This is a genomic window from Rahnella sp. GSA61A, assembly GCF_019969905.1.
Classification (GTDB): Bacteria; Pseudomonadota; Gammaproteobacteria; order Enterobacterales; family Enterobacteriaceae; genus Rahnella; species Rahnella aceris.
In genome coordinates this window covers 147,570-163,186 of the sequence record NZ_JAHXYO010000004.1, presented here as the reverse complement: position 1 = coordinate 163,186, position 15,617 = coordinate 147,570, and the positions used below count along the sequence as shown (strand labels likewise).

Sequence of the window (15,617 nt, the reverse complement as noted above, 5' to 3'; positions counted from 1 at the left end):
AAATACTCGTTAATCACGCAGAGAAAATTGACTGATGACATCGTCCCACATTAGACGGTAGCGAACTTCACCATTGAATGTTTCAGCATTAATAATGAATGAACAAAGACTTCCCAGTTCTTCACCGGGGGTCACGCAGACGTTTTTCAATCTTGGTTCAAAGCGTTGTAATGCCATTTCAATACGTGATTGCATAATGGCATTGCGCTCAAGACGAGGCGTATCACTGGAAAAAACGTCACTGACTCCATAATTAAGTATCGACTCATTAATCAGTGGAATATTATCAATGCGGTAACTTCGGGGGCGCGAAGACAAAAGCAGCAATATTTCATCAATGAGTGTGCTGCTTTTGTCTTCTTCCTCAATAAGGTCATTTTGATCTTTTAGGTTATTGTCAGATAATTGCTGTAATAAGCTCTTCATCAATAAGCCTTAATACAGTGCACGCTTACAGCGTGCACTGTTGTTTTAAAAATTACAGCTTAGTGTTCTCAACCAGATTCCAGCCCACAGGACCTTGTTTGCTGGTTTTACCGTCTGGCTCAACCATATTAGTTTCGAATGTCATCTGACCAAATACAAAGCTCAGATTTTCACTCGGAACATCCCCTTCTGAATAAGCGTTGAAATTGTAGCTGTTCAGTACACAGTTTTTATAGGTCAGCTTGAGTGCTTCAACCAGTTTCTCACCCTGGAACAATGCTTTAACAATAACAATTTGCTTAACATTGCTGCCTTGCGCAACCATATTGGATAACTGAGTAGAGGTAGTATCCATTACTTTTGAAAATGAAATTGCATCAAAGTTGACGCCATCGCTGTTTACCTGACCGCTAGCATTATCAATTTTAGCTGAGCAGTAAACACCGAAATTCATATTCTCAACGGCAATCCAACCTTCATAACCTTTATTACTTACAGTGCCTTTAATACCATCAATTTGCATGAAAAGCGATTCAGTGGCCATTTTATATCCTTATTTTTACGATTAAGTATTTATGCACCCGTCGATGCAGGAAGTTCCGCTACCAGACGCAGCGACATGCTGAGTCCTTCAAGCTGGAAATGCGGTTTTAAATACGCAACGGCGCGATAACTGCCCGGAGAACCTGGTACATCAACAACTTCGACCACAGCCTCACGTAACGGATGGCTTGCTTTAATCGTTGGTCCTACATTATCTGAACCCACAACATATTGGTTGATCCAGTTCTGCAGGAAATTCTGGCATTCAGATTTGGACATGAAGCTGCCCACTTTATCGCGCACGATGGATTTTAGATAATGAGCAAAGCGCGACGTTGTCATAATATATTGCAACTGACTTGACAATTTGGCGTTAGCATTCGCCAGCTCAGAATCGTATTTACGCGGTTTATTGGTCGACTGCACAGCGAAGAACGCCGCGTAATCTGTACCTTTGCAATAAATGAGCGGAATAAAACCAAGCTCAGCTAACTCTTTTTCGCGACGGTCAGAAATTGCCACTTCTGTCGGGCATTGCATGACCTTTTCGCCGGTCTGCGAAATGTAATTGTAGGTCGGCAGTGACTTCACCAAACCGCCGCCTTCAACACCACGGATCGCCGCACACCAGCCGTGTTCCTCAAACGCCTCGACCATACGGCCCGCTAAATCATAAGCCGCGTTGACCCATAAATAGCTGGCTCCTTCATTATTTTCATCAATTTTTTCTTCGAAATTAAACGCGTCTACGGATACAGTTTTTGCACCGTAAGGCAGACGGCCGATAACACGTGGCAGCGTTAAGCCGACATAACGTGAGTCGTCACTCTGACGGAAGGATTTCCAGCGGGCGTAGTCAGAGGTTTCAAACAGTTTGCCCAGATCACGCGGACGCGGCATTTCGGAGAACGATCCCATCGCAAACATGCCAGGGTTCGCAGCACTCAGGAATGGCGCGTGGGCGGCGGCGGCAACATGTGAAATCTGTTCCAGCAGTTGCACATCTTCCGGCATACAGTCGAATTCAAAATCACCCACAAAAGCAGAGTAAGGGTCACCGCCAAAGGTACCGTATTCGCTTTCATAAATGCTTTTGAATAATGAAGACTGATCAAAGTCAGAGGCGGATTTAAAATCACGCAGCAGCTCTTTCTTCGTGCAGTTAAAGACACGCACTTTGGTGTTTTCCGTGACGCTGCTTTGCACCAGTTTGTGCAAACCACGCCAGGAAGATTCCATACGCTGGAATTCAGGTGCCTGAATAATTTTGCTGACTTGAGAAGACAGCAGTTCATCGATGGCGGCAATGCGTGCTTCGATGCTACCCACCAGATCATTGGAAACAATGACCGCACCTGATGCCACTTCCGACAGGAAGTTATCCAACTGGCTTTTTACTTTATTACGATCGGATTCCCGGCGGATGGCCTGAGTATTATCGATAATTTGATCGAGATAATCACCGGACTGCTCAGCTTGAGCTGAAGCATTCATGACCTGGATATCGCTCATTCTACTTCCCCTTTGGCAGGTTCTGCGTCTTTCGCCATACCCTCTAATAATTCAACCAGTTGCTCTTTCAGACGGTCATTGCTCGCAGTTCTGTTGCGCAAATCACTCAGTTGCTCGCGTAATTCAAGAAGTTTGCGCAACGGTTCCACCTGCATCGCCACGTTTTCAGGAGAGAAGTCATCCATAGAGTTGAATTCCAGTGCAATAGCCATCTGGCCTTCTTTTTCTGGCAACGTACTTTCCACCAGCATGTCCACAGCCGGCTTCATTCCTTCCATGACATTATTAAAGTTGTCTTTATCAATGTGCGTAAAACGACGGTCGCGCAGTGGCAAATCATCTTTAGCAAAATTCCCGATAACCCCCATCACCAGAGGTAATTCTTTTTTGGATTCAGCACCGCCAACTTCAACGTCGTACGTAATTTGAACGCGAGGGGGACGCGCTTTGCTCAATTTATATTGTGTATTACTCACGGATAAATCACCATAATGTTTAAAAGAGAGAATTAATATGGCCGTGATAATAAACAGTAATTATAGATTTTCACATATCCGATTGCTTACTAATACATTTACCTTTGCTAAAGTATTTTATTTTTTTCATAAAAAATAACAATATACAGGGTTATTTTAATTATTTGTAAATGAAAAAATAGAATCTATCGAGATTAGATTTTAATATTTATAATAAGGAATGCTTGAATTTTTTATAAAAACAAGAAATACCACGAAATATTAAATGATAATTATTTTTACATTTCATTTTTGACATTCCCCATTCAACTCTTTTTTAAAGAAATAGTATGTGATAGGACCTGCAATGATAATTTTTTTCACGCCATACAAGGGTACGCATAACTTCACAACCTGTACCTGTACCTGTACCTGTACCTGTACCTGTACCTTCATCATCACATTCAGAATGCGGCGTCACTGGAGATCTTCGGCCTGGTGACGTTCTGTACTGTCCTGAAATAGTAAGATTTTCTGAATAAATCATACTCACTCTACATCGTTATGATGATTGATGTTTTTGATGCTTCTCATCGTAATTTTCATCACTTTGCGGGCATTTTGAACAAATATAGCCCGTGCTAACATTCTTAACCAACACTATAACATACTGAAAATAAAGGTTTTTCTATTTTGTTTTTTGTGGCAGACTGCGCATCTCAATTAATAAATAGCCTTTGGGATTACCGAAGGCCTGACTGGTCCGTTTTATGCAACTTTATACCATCCTCATTCTGGCGTTCGGTATGTCCATGGATGCCTTCGCAGCCGCTATTGGCAAAGGTGCCTCTCTGCACCGGCCACCGCTAAAAGAGGCGTTACGCACAGGGCTTATTTTTGGCGTAATTGAAGCGATTACACCGGTGATCGGATGGGGAATTGGTCTGGCGGCCAGCCAGTTTATTATGAGCTGGGATCACTGGGTGGCATTCACCCTGCTGCTGATCCTTGGTATCCGCATGATTGCGGAAGCCTTCAGGAAAGATAAATTGGAAGAAGATACGCAGGCACCACGTCGTCACGGTTTCTGGGTACTGGTCACTGCAGCTGTCGCGACCAGTCTGGATGCAATGGCTGTGGGCGTCGGTCTGGCCTTTCTTCAGGTGAATATTCTGGTGATGGCGCTGACTATTGGTGCCGCCACCACTATCATGGCGACATCCGGTATGTTGCTTGGCCGGTTTCTCGGTGCCGCGATGGGCAAATGGGCTGAAATTCTGGGTGGCGTGGTGCTGATTGGTATCGGTACGTCAATTCTCATCGAGCATCTTGGTCTGCTCGGTTGAGTCTTCATCCAGCGAAGCTATTTTTTATAGTGCCGACTAACAGGCTACTTTTCGATTCCTCAGATAATTTATGTTTGAGATTATCTTCGCGCACAAAATCGATAAACGCCTGTAATGGCGCGGGGATCAGACGCCGGTCATTGTAGTAAAGATATGGCCCGGAAAACGACAGCCACCATGGTTGCAAGATAGCCTCCAGTTTGCCGCTGGCAATGGCAGGCCGCAGCCATTCTTCGAACAGATAGATAATACCCGCACCCGCCACCGCCGTTTCTACCGCCAGATCCACCGCGCCCCCTACACTCACCACCAGCGGGCCGCTGACCTGAACGCTGAGGCTTTCGCCCTCATGTTCGAACTCCCAGTCCGGCATAATCCCGCTGGCATAGCGACCACGCAGGCATCGGTGTTGTATCAGATCCCGCGGATGCGATGGCCGTCCATGCACATTCAGGTAATCAGGGGAGGCCGCCGCCGCATAACGCTGACGGCGCGGTCCGATGGGGATCGCCACCATGTCCTGCTCGAGACGTTCGTCGTAACGAATACCGGCATCGCAGCCATCACGAAATACATCCTGCACGTTACTTTCAGCAATGATTTCCAGCTGGATATCGGGGTAACGCCGGAGAAATTCGGGCACAAGTGCAGGCAAAACCAGCCGGGTTGCGCTGACCGGCACATTCAGCCGCAGTGTACCGCCGGGCGTATTGCGATAACGGTTGAGAGCATCGAGTGCCGCATCCACTTCATTCATGGCCGGGAGCAACCGCTCGAGCAGCGCCCTGCCCGCTTCGGTCAGCACCACCGCCCGCGTTGTGCGGTGAAATAAGCGAATGCCCAGTTGTTGTTCGGCCCGGCGCACAGCATCGCTCAGCCGGGATGCATTACTGCCTGTGACGCGTGCCGCTTCACGAAATCCTCCGGCTTTGGCCACTTCTACCACTGCGTGCAACAGCGCGATATCCATCGGCATTGTGCGTCACCCTGTACAGTTACTTCTGATTTAACCGGATAGTTGCACACTCACAACATCGCGACAATCATTTGATTGATCCCGAGTGACACACAGAGAATCGCGGTATTAATTAAACCGAAAGCTCCTCACGAAATACTAACGATCTTTAACACAATCTTTCCTTTACGCTGACGTTATGCGTGGAACTAACTTTTTAGGATTAAGTCTACCTTAGCAGTAAATTTCATTATGTCTTTATGACGGCCCTTTAATAGAACACCCGCATGATGATAATGAAGTTTATATATAATGATAAGAGTCAGGCATAAAGTTACATTCTTGATGACAGTGTATTTAATGAGGAAAGAAATGAAAATATTAATAATCAGACGGGAAAACATTGGTGATCTTATCCTTACAACCCCGCTGATTTCTATGCTGGCGAAAAATCATCACGTCGATGTGCTGGTTAATTCTTACAACAAACAGGTTCTTGAAGGTAATCCCGGCGTCAGTAAAGTTCATCATTATACTAAACTGCATCATGAAGGATCTTACACTCAAAAGATAAAAGCCATTTTACGCCGTGTAGTCACCACTTTGGCTATTCGGAAAGAAGGTTATGATGTAGCTATTGTGGCAGGGAACTGGAATAAAAGACCTTTGCGATGGGCAACATTATCACGGGCCAAACGAATCATCGCGATAGGAAGTGATTCGCCAGACTCTGTCACCGATAAAATACCTTATATGCGGGATGGCATGCATATGGTTGAACAGATGGCTGAACTCGCCAGGCCTTTAAATTGTCACGCCAAACCGGGGAAACTGGCTTTATGGGTGACAAAATCTGAAAAAGAACTGGCAGCTCACAAAATAAAAAACACTTACAATATGCCCTTATATGGTTTGCAGATCAGCGCCCGAAAAGAAAAACAACGCTGGCCCGTTGAGAATTATATCGAAATCGCGCACAGGCTGGCGCGTGACGAACCTTGCAAAATTATTCTTTTCTGGTCGCCAGGTTCAGAAGATAACTTGTGTCATCCCGGGGATGACCAGAAAGCGCAGTACATCATCAACGCCTGCAAAGATATTATTATGGTTCCTTTCGATACCGTAAATATTCGTGAACTTATGGCCGGAATGTCTCTGTGCCACCAGATAATCACCAGCGATGGCGGTGCATTGCACATTGCAGCGGGTGTGGGAAAACCAGTGGTGGCGCTTTTTGGTAACAGCGATCCGCAGGTCTGGGGGCCATGGAAAGTGCCGTGCAGAATCATTGCTGCTGCAGACGAAGAGGTTTCTCATATTTCAACCGATGAAGTTTATAACAATTTCGTTGCACTGAGAGATGAAGTGCTTACTGAAAATACAAAAAAATGAGTAACAGCCTAAAACTCTATTTGTAATTTAATGGAAAAATAGTCCCTATCATCGCGTTGCGGGTAACCTGAACAGAAATGAAAGCCATCAAGATAAAAGTAATAAAGACGATATTGCATATCTATTGTTTTTTAACGAGAAGAAAAAAATATTCGCTGCAAGAGCGTGAAACATCACCGGGTAATATTGTCATTTACTCCACTACCGCGCTGGGGGACTACCTCATGAACACACCGGCAATCATGCATTTAAAGAATAGGTTTCCAGCCAGCAAAATAATACTGGTTACCAGTAAAAAAAATCACAGCCTGGTTGTGCAATATGATTGGTTTGACCATATTTATATATGGGATAATAAAGTTGTCAGAATATTACCTTTGTTATGTAAACTCAGAAAACACAAACCTGATATTTCCGTTATTTTACACGCACACTTTCCTTATGACATATTTTGTGCTGTTTTATCCGGCAGTAAAATGATTTTACGCGACCACTATGGCAGTGAGTCTCCCGAACTTAATCGTTATTTAGATCACTATTCCGGTTACTATGACGGACATACTATCCGGCGTAAATTGAAGCTACTCGAAACACTGGGAGAAAATACTGGCGACACGACAATGCATCTTCCCGTGATCAATACTCTTTTACCGCGTCAGTATTTACGCCAGCGCATTGGATTTCAGTTAGGGGCATCCAATGAGACCCGTCGCTGGCCGGTATGTTTTTTCAGTACACTCGCCTGTATGTTATTAGACAACGATCGGGATCTGGAAATCATTATCACAGGCACAACATCCGAAAAGAATCTGGCGAATGATTTCTTAAAACAATTACCCGCTCACTATCAGAACAATATATGCGTAATGTCTGGTCATACGCAGTTGACAGAATTAGTTACGCTGTTGAAAAGTCTGGATGTTCTTGTTACGGGTGACACCGGGCCGTTACATATCGCAGTGGCCGCTGGCGTAAATACAGTCAGTCTTTTTGCCACAGCCAATCCAGCCTATACCGGTCCGTGTCAGGATCCGGATAAACATATTATTTTGCACCGTCCTGATGGTGAAAAAACAGAACATCCCATGATGGCGATTCTGCCTGTTGAGGTTTACCACGCTGTCAGGGAATTGCTGGGGAGGACATATGACAGTGAATGATGTGCTGGAAGGGAAAATCATTGATTTTCTTGAACAACATAACCACCCCACCGTGTTTGGTTTTTACAATAAGGTCTGCGGGAGTGATTTTTCATTGTTAAAGCTTTCGCTGAGTGAAATACAGACGGATATCCTGATGAACGATTTTTTCATCCAGTTCAAGGTAAAACCTAAAAACTATCGCACATCCAACCATTTCCCCGAAAAAACGGGTGTTCTCGGTTCATTGATTTTTACCCTAAACCGGATGCAGGGAAAAGTGACACCCATAACCGTCAGAGCGCTGCACGATGCGGCTCTTATGGGCGTCTGGCCTGATTATCTTCAGGGCAAAAATCAATAAGCAGTGTCCTGTGCAGAATTCAGCGCGATAACCTTCGCCATTGTGCGCCAGTCCGTACAGTTTGTCCTGATTTCACCGGATAGTTGCACAACCTGCCCGCGGCTACAATCAGTGAACAATCACACAGGAGAATTCCATGTCACACACCTCAATGACTTACCCCCTCGGCGACAGAGAAGTGGCGCGCTTAGGTTATGGCGCAATGCAATTGGCTGGCCCCGGCGTTTTTGGCCCGATCAGCGATGAAGCACGGGGCATTCAGGTGCTGCGTGATGCCCTGGCATCTGGTGTTAATCACATCGACACCAGCGATTTTTATGGTCCGCATGAAACCAATAAGCTGATCAAAAAAGCCCTGCATCCGTATCCCGATAATCTGTGCATCGTGACAAAAGTCGGCGCACGACGCGATGAAAAAGGCGGCTGGTTACCGGCTTTCAGCCCGCAGGAACTGACGCAGGCGGTGGAAGATAACCTGCGCAATCTCGGGCTGGAGACGCTGGAAGTGGTAAATTTGCGCAGCATGCTCGATGAACGTCAGCCAAAAGAAGGATCACTGGCACCGCAGCTGGAGGCGCTGATTACGCTGAAAGAGCGCGGCCTGATCCGTCATATAGGTCTGAGCAATGTGACTGCAAAACAGGTCGCCGATGCACAGAAACTGACGACGATCGCCTGCGTTCAGAACATGTATAACCTGGCGAACCGTCACGACGACGCGCTGGTGGATAGCCTGGCTGAACAGGAAATCGCGTATGTGCCGTTCTTCCCGCTGGGCGGTTTTTCGCCGTTGCAGTCAACGCAGCTTGATGAAGTAGCGGCACAATTGCAGGCGACGCCGATGCAGGTCGCGCTGGCCTGGCTGCTCAAACGCTCGCCGAATATCTTGTTGATCCCCGGCACGTCATCGCCGCAGCATCTACAGGAAAATCTGGCCAGTGCGAAGGTGATTTTGTCCGATGAAGTGATGGAAAAACTGAACGGAATAGCGGGTTAGCTCTCACACATCCCCCGGCACATCATGCGGGGGAATGGTTTCCCCGGTGGCTGAATCTTCGCCCCGTGGTATTAACGGAGTCTGGTCACTCACAGCAATTCATGGGCCTGCGCGCAGATCAGTTGTCTCAGCCATTTCTGCGCATTGCTGTCATCAGAACGGCGGTGCCACAACAGATAAAACGGGATCTCCGGCAATGCCACCGGCGGCAGGGTCATCACGATATTGGGGTGTTTCTCGCTCACTACCACGCTGCGTTTGAGCACCGTCGCGACATACCCCGTCTGCTGCACCACACCGGCAACGCCAGCCATGGTCGGCAACGTCAGACGAAGTTCACGAGCCAGCCCCATCTCCCTGAGTTGTTCATCGACCAGACCATAATGATTTCCTTCCGGCGAGACCAGAATATGGCTCATCCCGAGATAGGTTTCTAACGTCATGCCGTTGCGTGCCGCATCACTGTCGCGGCGGATAAGCGTGACAAATTCATCACTGAACAAGGGCTGCGATAAGATGCGGTTTTCCGGCCGGGTCGGGTGAATACCGATCACCACATCAACCTCACCGGCATCCAGCATCGACACGGACGCATCGCGGTCGGTGAATGTCCTCACATGCAGTGTCACTCCGGGCGCCTGTTCGCTGATCGCCCGCATAATGCCGGGCAGTAACACCATCAGCGGATATTCGGACGTGCCAAGCGTAAAAGACATTTTTCTGTTTTCCGGCGCAAAATTGTCGTCCGGAGCCAGCAGATGACTCAGTTCGTTAAGTGCTTTTGACACATGCAAACCGATCTCTTTTGCCCTGGCGGTAGGCAGCAAACCGGAAGCACTGCGGATAAACAGCGGATCCGCAAAATGCGTTCGCAGGCGCGACAATGCCGCGCTCATCGCGGGCTGACTGACCACCGCTTTGCTGGCGGCACGGGTCACATTCCGCTCTTCCATCAGCGCATCAAATGCGACCAGCAGATTCAAATCGAGACCCTTAAAATCCATAAAACGTATATTCCTCTATATGCTTTTCTTATTTCAATTATTACTGATATGAATGTGATACTCGCTGCGTGCACCACATTAACCCTATAAAAATGCAATCAGCCAGAGGAATTTAACGATGTCAGACAACAATAGCGAGATGGCAAATCGTCTTATCGCGGAGCGTAAAGCCGTTGAAAAAATCTATCAGGCTTTTAGCCTGCATGATCCGGACTTAATGGATGAGGCAGTCACGCAGGACTGGAAAGATATTCCCCTCGCGCCAGGTCAGGCATCCGGCCCCGAAGGGTTGAAACCGATCATCCGGGGGTTCATTGAGGCTTTTCCGGATGTGAAGATCACCATCCACGACCTTCTTCAGACCCCGGGGAAGATTGCCGTGCGCGCAGAAATTACCGGTACCCATCACGGCAACTTTATGGGCATCGAACCGACCGGCAAATTTGTCAGCATCCGGCTGCATGAATTTCATGAGCTGAATGGCGAACGCGTCACCACCACCTGGCATCTGGAAGACTGGTTTGGCGCGTTCATGCAACTCGGTCAGTTCCCGCCGCAGGGTTAACAACCGGACAACAATTAAAGGCAAGCGCTGACCCGTCTGATAGATTTCATTTCGGATTGTCTGGCGGTGAGGCGGGTGCGGCGAACCAGTTATCCTGAGTTACCATGACCGCCGTTTCCGGCTGATTCACAAAATTCGGCGACATGATCTGCACATTAAATTCGTTGAATACGTCCTGAATGTGACTGTGCAATTCGCTTCTCACTGTGGCAAGAGATTCGCCCGGCTGGAGATGCACCTGCAGTTCATAAGCGATGTACCAGTCCATCAGGCTGAGCTGGCGCACCAGCGGCTTCTGCTGAAGATCAATACCTCGCGTGCGACTGGCGGCCAGTTCCAGCATGGCATGAACCTGCCGCCACGGCGTGTCATAACCGATGGTGACGCTGGTCGTCAGATTAACGCCACCTCCCGGGTTTTGTGCGCTGAGATTGGTGATTTTGCCGCTAACCACCACAGCATTCGGCACCGTGACAACGTAACTTTCGCGGGTGATAATTTTAGTCGCCAGCATGCCGATTTCACTCACCAGCCCTTCGTTATCGCCGATGCGGATCACATCGCCTTTACGCAGTGCCCGGGAATAAATCAGCACCAGTCCGCTCATCGCATGATTCATCACGCCTGCAGAACCCAGCGTCAGCATCAGACCAAAGAATACGCTGACACCTTTGAAGGCCAGTGAATTTGCCCCTGGCAAAAACGGATACGCCGCCGACAGCGCAAACAGCCAGACCATCACGGAAATCAGTTTTCGCGTCGCGCCCACCGTTTCAGGATGCAGACCGGGTATCTTAAGTTTTCGGGTTTCAACCCGTTTTAACATTACTTTCAGCAGCTTGAGAATAAACGCCGTAATGAGGAAAATGATTGCCACGATCATCAGTCCGGGAAACGCCGACACAATCGCTAATGCGATTTTCTGCACCACATTTACTGACCAGTCGCCCAGCGATTCGCCCCAGATACGTGTCCACGGATATAAACGGAACAGCCAGCTCAGCCACAGATAGAATGCAACGATACTGAGTAGAATCATCAACATAGCGTATAAACGCACTTCAACCGCACCCAGTAAGCTGCGCCACCGGTACGGGATCCAACCCTTTTTCAGCAAAATCTTTGCCGTGAAATACGCTTTCACTTTGGCCCAGGATTTAAACGCGGAGTAATACAACAGGATCAACACCGCGGTGCCCGCCACCACTTTTAGCGTCGCGATCGCCAGATAGGAGGAAGAATATTGCTCTGTCAGAGAGGTACGCTGTGCATTGAAACGCGCCAGCACCCGCTGCGCGGCCTGATCGAGCGTCAGATCATCGCCTTCATCCAGATCACTTTCTGCCAGCAGCATCAGCGGCTTACCGTTGATCACAAATATCCGTCCCTGCTGACCATAACGTTGCACAGGCAGAATCTGCACCGGATGGCTTATATCTTCCCTGCTCAGCGAGCGCAGCGTATTACGGATGCGCAGCACACGCTCTTCCGGCGTGGACAAGCCGAACGTGGCCTGCAACATCACCACCGGCTGGTGAAAAATATAAACAGTGCGGGCTTTTTCCTGATCAGACGGCATCTGCCGGGGTTCAGCCGCCTGCAGAGGAAAGGATGCAAAAAACGCCAGCCAGGCCAACAACGCCATCACCTTCAACCTGCTGTCACCCATTTACAGACTCCCCTGCGTTATTGATGTCATTTCTGCAACCGGGTTTGATCGGCATACTTCGCTTTTTCGTAAGGCATCAGCGTCGGAATCCCCGGCCTAAACACAGAACGAACAGTGGCTGTTGTGCCCTGATGAATGAATCCATAAAAATAATATCATTCAGAGATAATCACGTTGGAATAAAGAAACTGACTTAAAAAACCACAGTAAAAGACCCTAAAATAAGCATTTTCATTGAGGGGAAACTTGAATAAATGCTAGTTACTAAGTGAAATTTTTGCTAGCAACCGGACATGTTTTTGTGAACCTTTAGCGGGAGACCGCTTGCGCCTGTCACCCGATGGATTTTGATGCCAAAACCACCGTGAGAGCGACCCAGCCCATTATCTCCGGTTATATAGGGATGTTTTTTTGAGCGCCGGCAGCACATTTCAGCGCCCGGATATTACTGCCATCCATCGCTGTGGCAGACCAGTCAACAAGGCCATAAAGCAACCTGTTGAAAATAAGGTTAATCACTGCCGATTTTGACCATTGGTTAAAGCGGATAAACGGTTTTCCACGGCCCCTATCGTTTAGATAAATCGCGCCATAGGGCACCTGAACACAACACCCAGAACATGCCGTTGATGATCATGCGGTGCTGTGCCCATGGCCGTCCGCCCCGTGGCGTAGCAGGCTCAAGAGGCAACAAGGACTGGATGATGGTCCATGCTTCGCCGGGAAGGTCGTAGCGAGGCATAGTTTACTATGTCTTGAAAACAGATAGTTACTATAGCCCGGATGATTAAGGGACACAGCTTAGCTGCAGGTCACCTGCAGCCAGGCCTTAATTCATTTACGGTGAAGGTTTTTCAGGCCCATCGTCGCGCAGTTATCTAACGTTACTCTTCGCCTTCATAAGCCTGACGATAGAGTTCAATGACCTGCTCTTTAGTCGCTTTGCGCGGGTTCGTTAACTGGCAGACATCTTTTTTCGCATTCTCGGCCATGATGGCAAAATCTTCAGGTTTGACGCCCAGGCTTTTCAGATCGCGAGGAATGCCAACCTGCCTGCTCAGGCGGCGGATGGCGTTAATGGCTTTAACCGCAGCCTCATCGGTAGAGAGCCCGGCCACGTTTTCCCCCATGGCCTCTGCAATATCGCGGAAGCGATTAAGGTTGCCAATCAAGTTAAAGTACTCAACATAAGGCAGCAGAATGGCATTACATACCCCATGGGGAAGGTTATAGAACCCGCCCAACTGATGCGCCATCGCATGGACATAGCCCAGAGAAGCGTTGTTAAAGGCAATCCCGGCGAGGTACTGCGCGTAGGCCATATTATCCCTTGCCTTCATATATTCGCCGTTTGCCACAGCTTTGGGAAGGTACTGGGTGATCATCCTGATCGCTTGCAGCGCGGCGGCATCAGTCAGCGGGTTCGCCATGGTAGACACGTACGCTTCGATGGCGTGAGTTAACGCATCCATGCCGGTCGCGGCGGTCAGTGAAGGTGGCATCCCGACCATGAGTTCCGGGTCGTTAATCGAGATTTGAGGCGTCACGCGCCAGTCAACAATCGCCATTTTAACTTTACGTGCTGTATCAGTGATGATGCAGAAACGGGTAATTTCTGAAGCGGTACCTGCGGTGGTGTTGATTGCCATTAATGGGATCATATCGTTGCTGGATTTATCAATACCCTCAAAGTCGTGAATATTTCCTCCATTGGCTGCGACTAATCCAATACCTTTCGCACAGTCATGGGAGGAACCGCCACCGAGTGAAACAATACCATTGCAGCCATGTTCCCGGTAAAAACTAATCCCCGCCTCTACGTTTTTATCTGTGGGGTTAGGTTCCGCGCCACCAAATATACGCGCTTCAATACCGGCTTCTTCATAAATTTTAGCGACTTTGTCCGCCATGCCACTCTTTGCCAGGAAAGCGTCCGTGACAATCATGATTTTTTTTACATCTAACGTTTTTGCCAGCGTACCGGCTTCCTGAACACTGCCTTCGCCAAATACATTTCGTGTTGGCAGAAAATAATATGTCGACATTGAGCTTCCCCTGTTCATAAATGTGATTGTTAATGTGTCCATGACTGCTTTTGAGCGGTAGACAAAATGCATCAAGCGCGGAGCGGGTGATGCGAACAAAAGCGCGGACCGAACATATCCACGACAATGGTAAGGGATTACTGGTAAAGAACAGAGAACAACCTCACAAAAGTAAGGGTTTTTATAACAAAAAGAATTATCTTTTTTCACATTGCATGTCTGGTTGGTCGTTGACCTGGTCGATTCAGGTTACCGCTGGAGATTTCACGCCGGCCAATACACAAATGTTGTTGCAAATCTTGCGACGTCTGCGGCAGAGGGAAGCGGCGAAAATAATCGGGTGAGCCATACACGGCGGCGGTGAAGGGGCCTGTCTCCGATCTTCGTACGAATACATGAACAATTTCCTGACAGTCTAATAAATCGTCCGCACCACCTCGCAGGATACAAACACATCGCTGGACAGCCTATTTGTTTCGGCCTATTTTTAATCAATCGATTGATTAACTCTTTTATGAGGCAATATGCCGACCTCTCAACCTCCCATAACTTCTCGTGGCGAACAGGCTAAAAATAGCCTTATTAAAGCTGCCATCGCTCAGTTTGGTGAATATGGCTTGCAGGCGACCACCCGTGATATCGCGGCTCTTGCCGGGCAAAATATTGCGGCTATCACCTATTATTTCGGCTCAAAAGAAGAGCTGTATATTGCTTCTGCTGGGTGGATTGCTGATTTTATCAACGACAACTTTCTTGAGCACATGCAGTGCGCCGAAGAGGTTATGAGTCAGTCGCCATCAGACAAAGCGCAAATCCGCCAGCTAATTCATACGGCATGTGAGCAAATGATAAGGCTGCTCACCTCCGATGAAACTCTGAATCTCAGCAAATTTATCTCTCGCGAACAGCTTTCGCCAACACCCGCTTATCAGCTCATCCACGATCGTGTGATAGCACCGATGCACAGCCACCTGACTTCCCTTGTGGGCCGTTACACTGGACGTGATCCCCTGGATACCGAAACCATTTTGCATACTCACGCTTTGCTCGGACAGATTCTGGCCTTCCGACTGGGGCGGGAAACTATTTTACTACGCACCGGTTGGACAAACTTTGATAAGGCCAACCGGCAGCAAATCAGTAGCGTTGTGTTAACCCACGTCGATTTCATCCTGCTGGGATTGTCTGTTAATTAAGGAAGATCG

16 protein-coding genes and 1 pseudogene are annotated in these 15,617 nt (G+C 48.0%); 8 read left to right on the top strand and 9 right to left on the bottom strand.

What is annotated here, in order from left to right; genetic code table 11:
* Positions 1-9: 9 nt before the first annotated feature.
* Genes LC431_RS07205 through tssB form a run of 4 tightly spaced genes read right to left on the bottom strand, consistent with a single transcriptional unit; the run spans position 10 to position 2,957 of the window.
* Positions 10-426 carry a GPW/gp25 family protein gene (locus LC431_RS07205; protein ID WP_223509552.1) on the bottom strand — a complete coding sequence of 139 codons (417 nt, stop codon included), beginning with the start codon at positions 424-426 and terminating at the stop codon, positions 10-12.
* A 52-nt stretch (positions 427-478) separates the two neighbouring features.
* Positions 479-970, bottom strand: a complete 492-nt coding sequence (locus LC431_RS07200; protein ID WP_013578175.1) for a type VI secretion system tube protein Hcp — start codon at positions 968-970, stop codon at positions 479-481.
* A gap of 29 nt (positions 971-999) precedes the next feature.
* Positions 1,000-2,481 (bottom strand): type VI secretion system contractile sheath large subunit, encoded by a 1,482-nt coding sequence (gene tssC, locus LC431_RS07195; protein ID WP_013578174.1) that lies wholly within the window; start codon positions 2,479-2,481, stop codon positions 1,000-1,002.
* The gene (gene tssB, locus LC431_RS07190) at positions 2,478-2,957 is read right to left on the bottom strand and encodes a type VI secretion system contractile sheath small subunit (RefSeq protein WP_013578173.1); all 480 of its coding nucleotides are present in this window, start codon (positions 2,955-2,957) and stop codon (positions 2,478-2,480) included. The genes tssC and tssB overlap by 4 nt, the downstream gene beginning before the upstream one ends.
* Positions 2,958-3,706: 749 nt before the next feature.
* Between tssB and mntP the strand changes: the two genes are divergently transcribed.
* Positions 3,707-4,282 carry a manganese efflux pump MntP gene (gene mntP, locus LC431_RS07185; RefSeq protein ID WP_013578172.1) on the top strand — a complete coding sequence of 192 codons (576 nt, stop codon included), beginning with the start codon at positions 3,707-3,709 and terminating at the stop codon, positions 4,280-4,282.
* 4 nt (positions 4,283-4,286) lie between these two features.
* Here mntP and LC431_RS07180 read toward each other — a convergent pair whose 3' ends face one another.
* The gene (locus LC431_RS07180; RefSeq protein ID WP_013578171.1) at positions 4,287-5,258 is read right to left on the bottom strand and encodes a LysR family transcriptional regulator; all 972 of its coding nucleotides are present in this window, start codon (positions 5,256-5,258) and stop codon (positions 4,287-4,289) included.
* Between the two features lie 351 nt (positions 5,259-5,609).
* Here LC431_RS07180 and LC431_RS07175 point away from each other — a divergent pair, with 351 nt between their 5' ends.
* The 4 genes from LC431_RS07175 to LC431_RS07160 all read left to right on the top strand — a co-directional run bounded on the left by LC431_RS07175 (position 5,610) and on the right by LC431_RS07160 (position 9,129).
* Positions 5,610-6,629, top strand: coding sequence for a glycosyltransferase family 9 protein (locus tag LC431_RS07175; protein WP_013578170.1), 1,020 nt, complete (start codon positions 5,610-5,612; stop codon positions 6,627-6,629).
* A 77-nt stretch (positions 6,630-6,706) separates the two neighbouring features.
* Positions 6,707-7,789 carry a glycosyltransferase family 9 protein gene (locus tag LC431_RS07170; protein WP_013578169.1) on the top strand — a complete coding sequence of 361 codons (1,083 nt, stop codon included), beginning with the start codon at positions 6,707-6,709 and terminating at the stop codon, positions 7,787-7,789.
* Positions 7,776-8,132, top strand: coding sequence for a DUF1493 family protein (locus tag LC431_RS07165; RefSeq protein ID WP_013578168.1), 357 nt, complete (start codon positions 7,776-7,778; stop codon positions 8,130-8,132). The genes LC431_RS07170 and LC431_RS07165 overlap by 14 nt, the downstream gene beginning before the upstream one ends.
* A gap of 136 nt (positions 8,133-8,268) precedes the next feature.
* Complete coding sequence (locus LC431_RS07160) at positions 8,269-9,129, top strand: aldo/keto reductase family oxidoreductase (protein WP_013578167.1); 861 nt, start codon at positions 8,269-8,271, stop codon at positions 9,127-9,129.
* A gap of 89 nt (positions 9,130-9,218) precedes the next feature.
* Here LC431_RS07160 and LC431_RS07155 read toward each other — a convergent pair whose 3' ends face one another.
* Complete coding sequence (locus LC431_RS07155) at positions 9,219-10,133, bottom strand: LysR family transcriptional regulator (RefSeq protein WP_013578166.1); 915 nt, start codon at positions 10,131-10,133, stop codon at positions 9,219-9,221.
* Positions 10,134-10,251: 118 nt separating this feature from the next.
* Between LC431_RS07155 and LC431_RS07150 the strand changes: the two genes are divergently transcribed.
* Positions 10,252-10,698, top strand: coding sequence for an ester cyclase (locus tag LC431_RS07150; protein ID WP_112151407.1), 447 nt, complete (start codon positions 10,252-10,254; stop codon positions 10,696-10,698).
* Between the two features lie 46 nt (positions 10,699-10,744).
* Here LC431_RS07150 and LC431_RS07145 read toward each other — a convergent pair whose 3' ends face one another.
* The 3 genes and pseudogenes from LC431_RS07145 to LC431_RS07135 all read right to left on the bottom strand — a co-directional run bounded on the left by LC431_RS07145 (position 10,745) and on the right by LC431_RS07135 (position 14,412).
* On the bottom strand, positions 10,745-12,367 hold the full coding sequence (locus LC431_RS07145; protein ID WP_370633756.1) for a mechanosensitive ion channel family protein: 1,623 nt from the start codon (positions 12,365-12,367) through the stop codon (positions 10,745-10,747).
* 304 nt (positions 12,368-12,671) lie between these two features.
* Positions 12,672-13,109: pseudogene (locus LC431_RS07140) on the bottom strand (IS5 family transposase); the annotation flags it as partial.
* Positions 13,110-13,251: 142 nt separating this feature from the next.
* Complete coding sequence (locus LC431_RS07135) at positions 13,252-14,412, bottom strand: iron-containing alcohol dehydrogenase (RefSeq protein ID WP_013578164.1); 1,161 nt, start codon at positions 14,410-14,412, stop codon at positions 13,252-13,254.
* Between the two features lie 89 nt (positions 14,413-14,501).
* Here LC431_RS07135 and LC431_RS07130 point away from each other — a divergent pair, with 89 nt between their 5' ends.
* Positions 14,502-14,756 carry a hypothetical protein gene (locus LC431_RS07130; RefSeq protein ID WP_223509551.1) on the top strand — a complete coding sequence of 85 codons (255 nt, stop codon included), beginning with the start codon at positions 14,502-14,504 and terminating at the stop codon, positions 14,754-14,756.
* 180 nt (positions 14,757-14,936) lie between these two features.
* The gene (cecR, locus tag LC431_RS07125; RefSeq protein ID WP_013578163.1) at positions 14,937-15,608 is read left to right on the top strand and encodes a transcriptional regulator CecR; all 672 of its coding nucleotides are present in this window, start codon (positions 14,937-14,939) and stop codon (positions 15,606-15,608) included.
* The last annotated feature ends 9 nt before the right edge of the window (positions 15,609-15,617 follow it).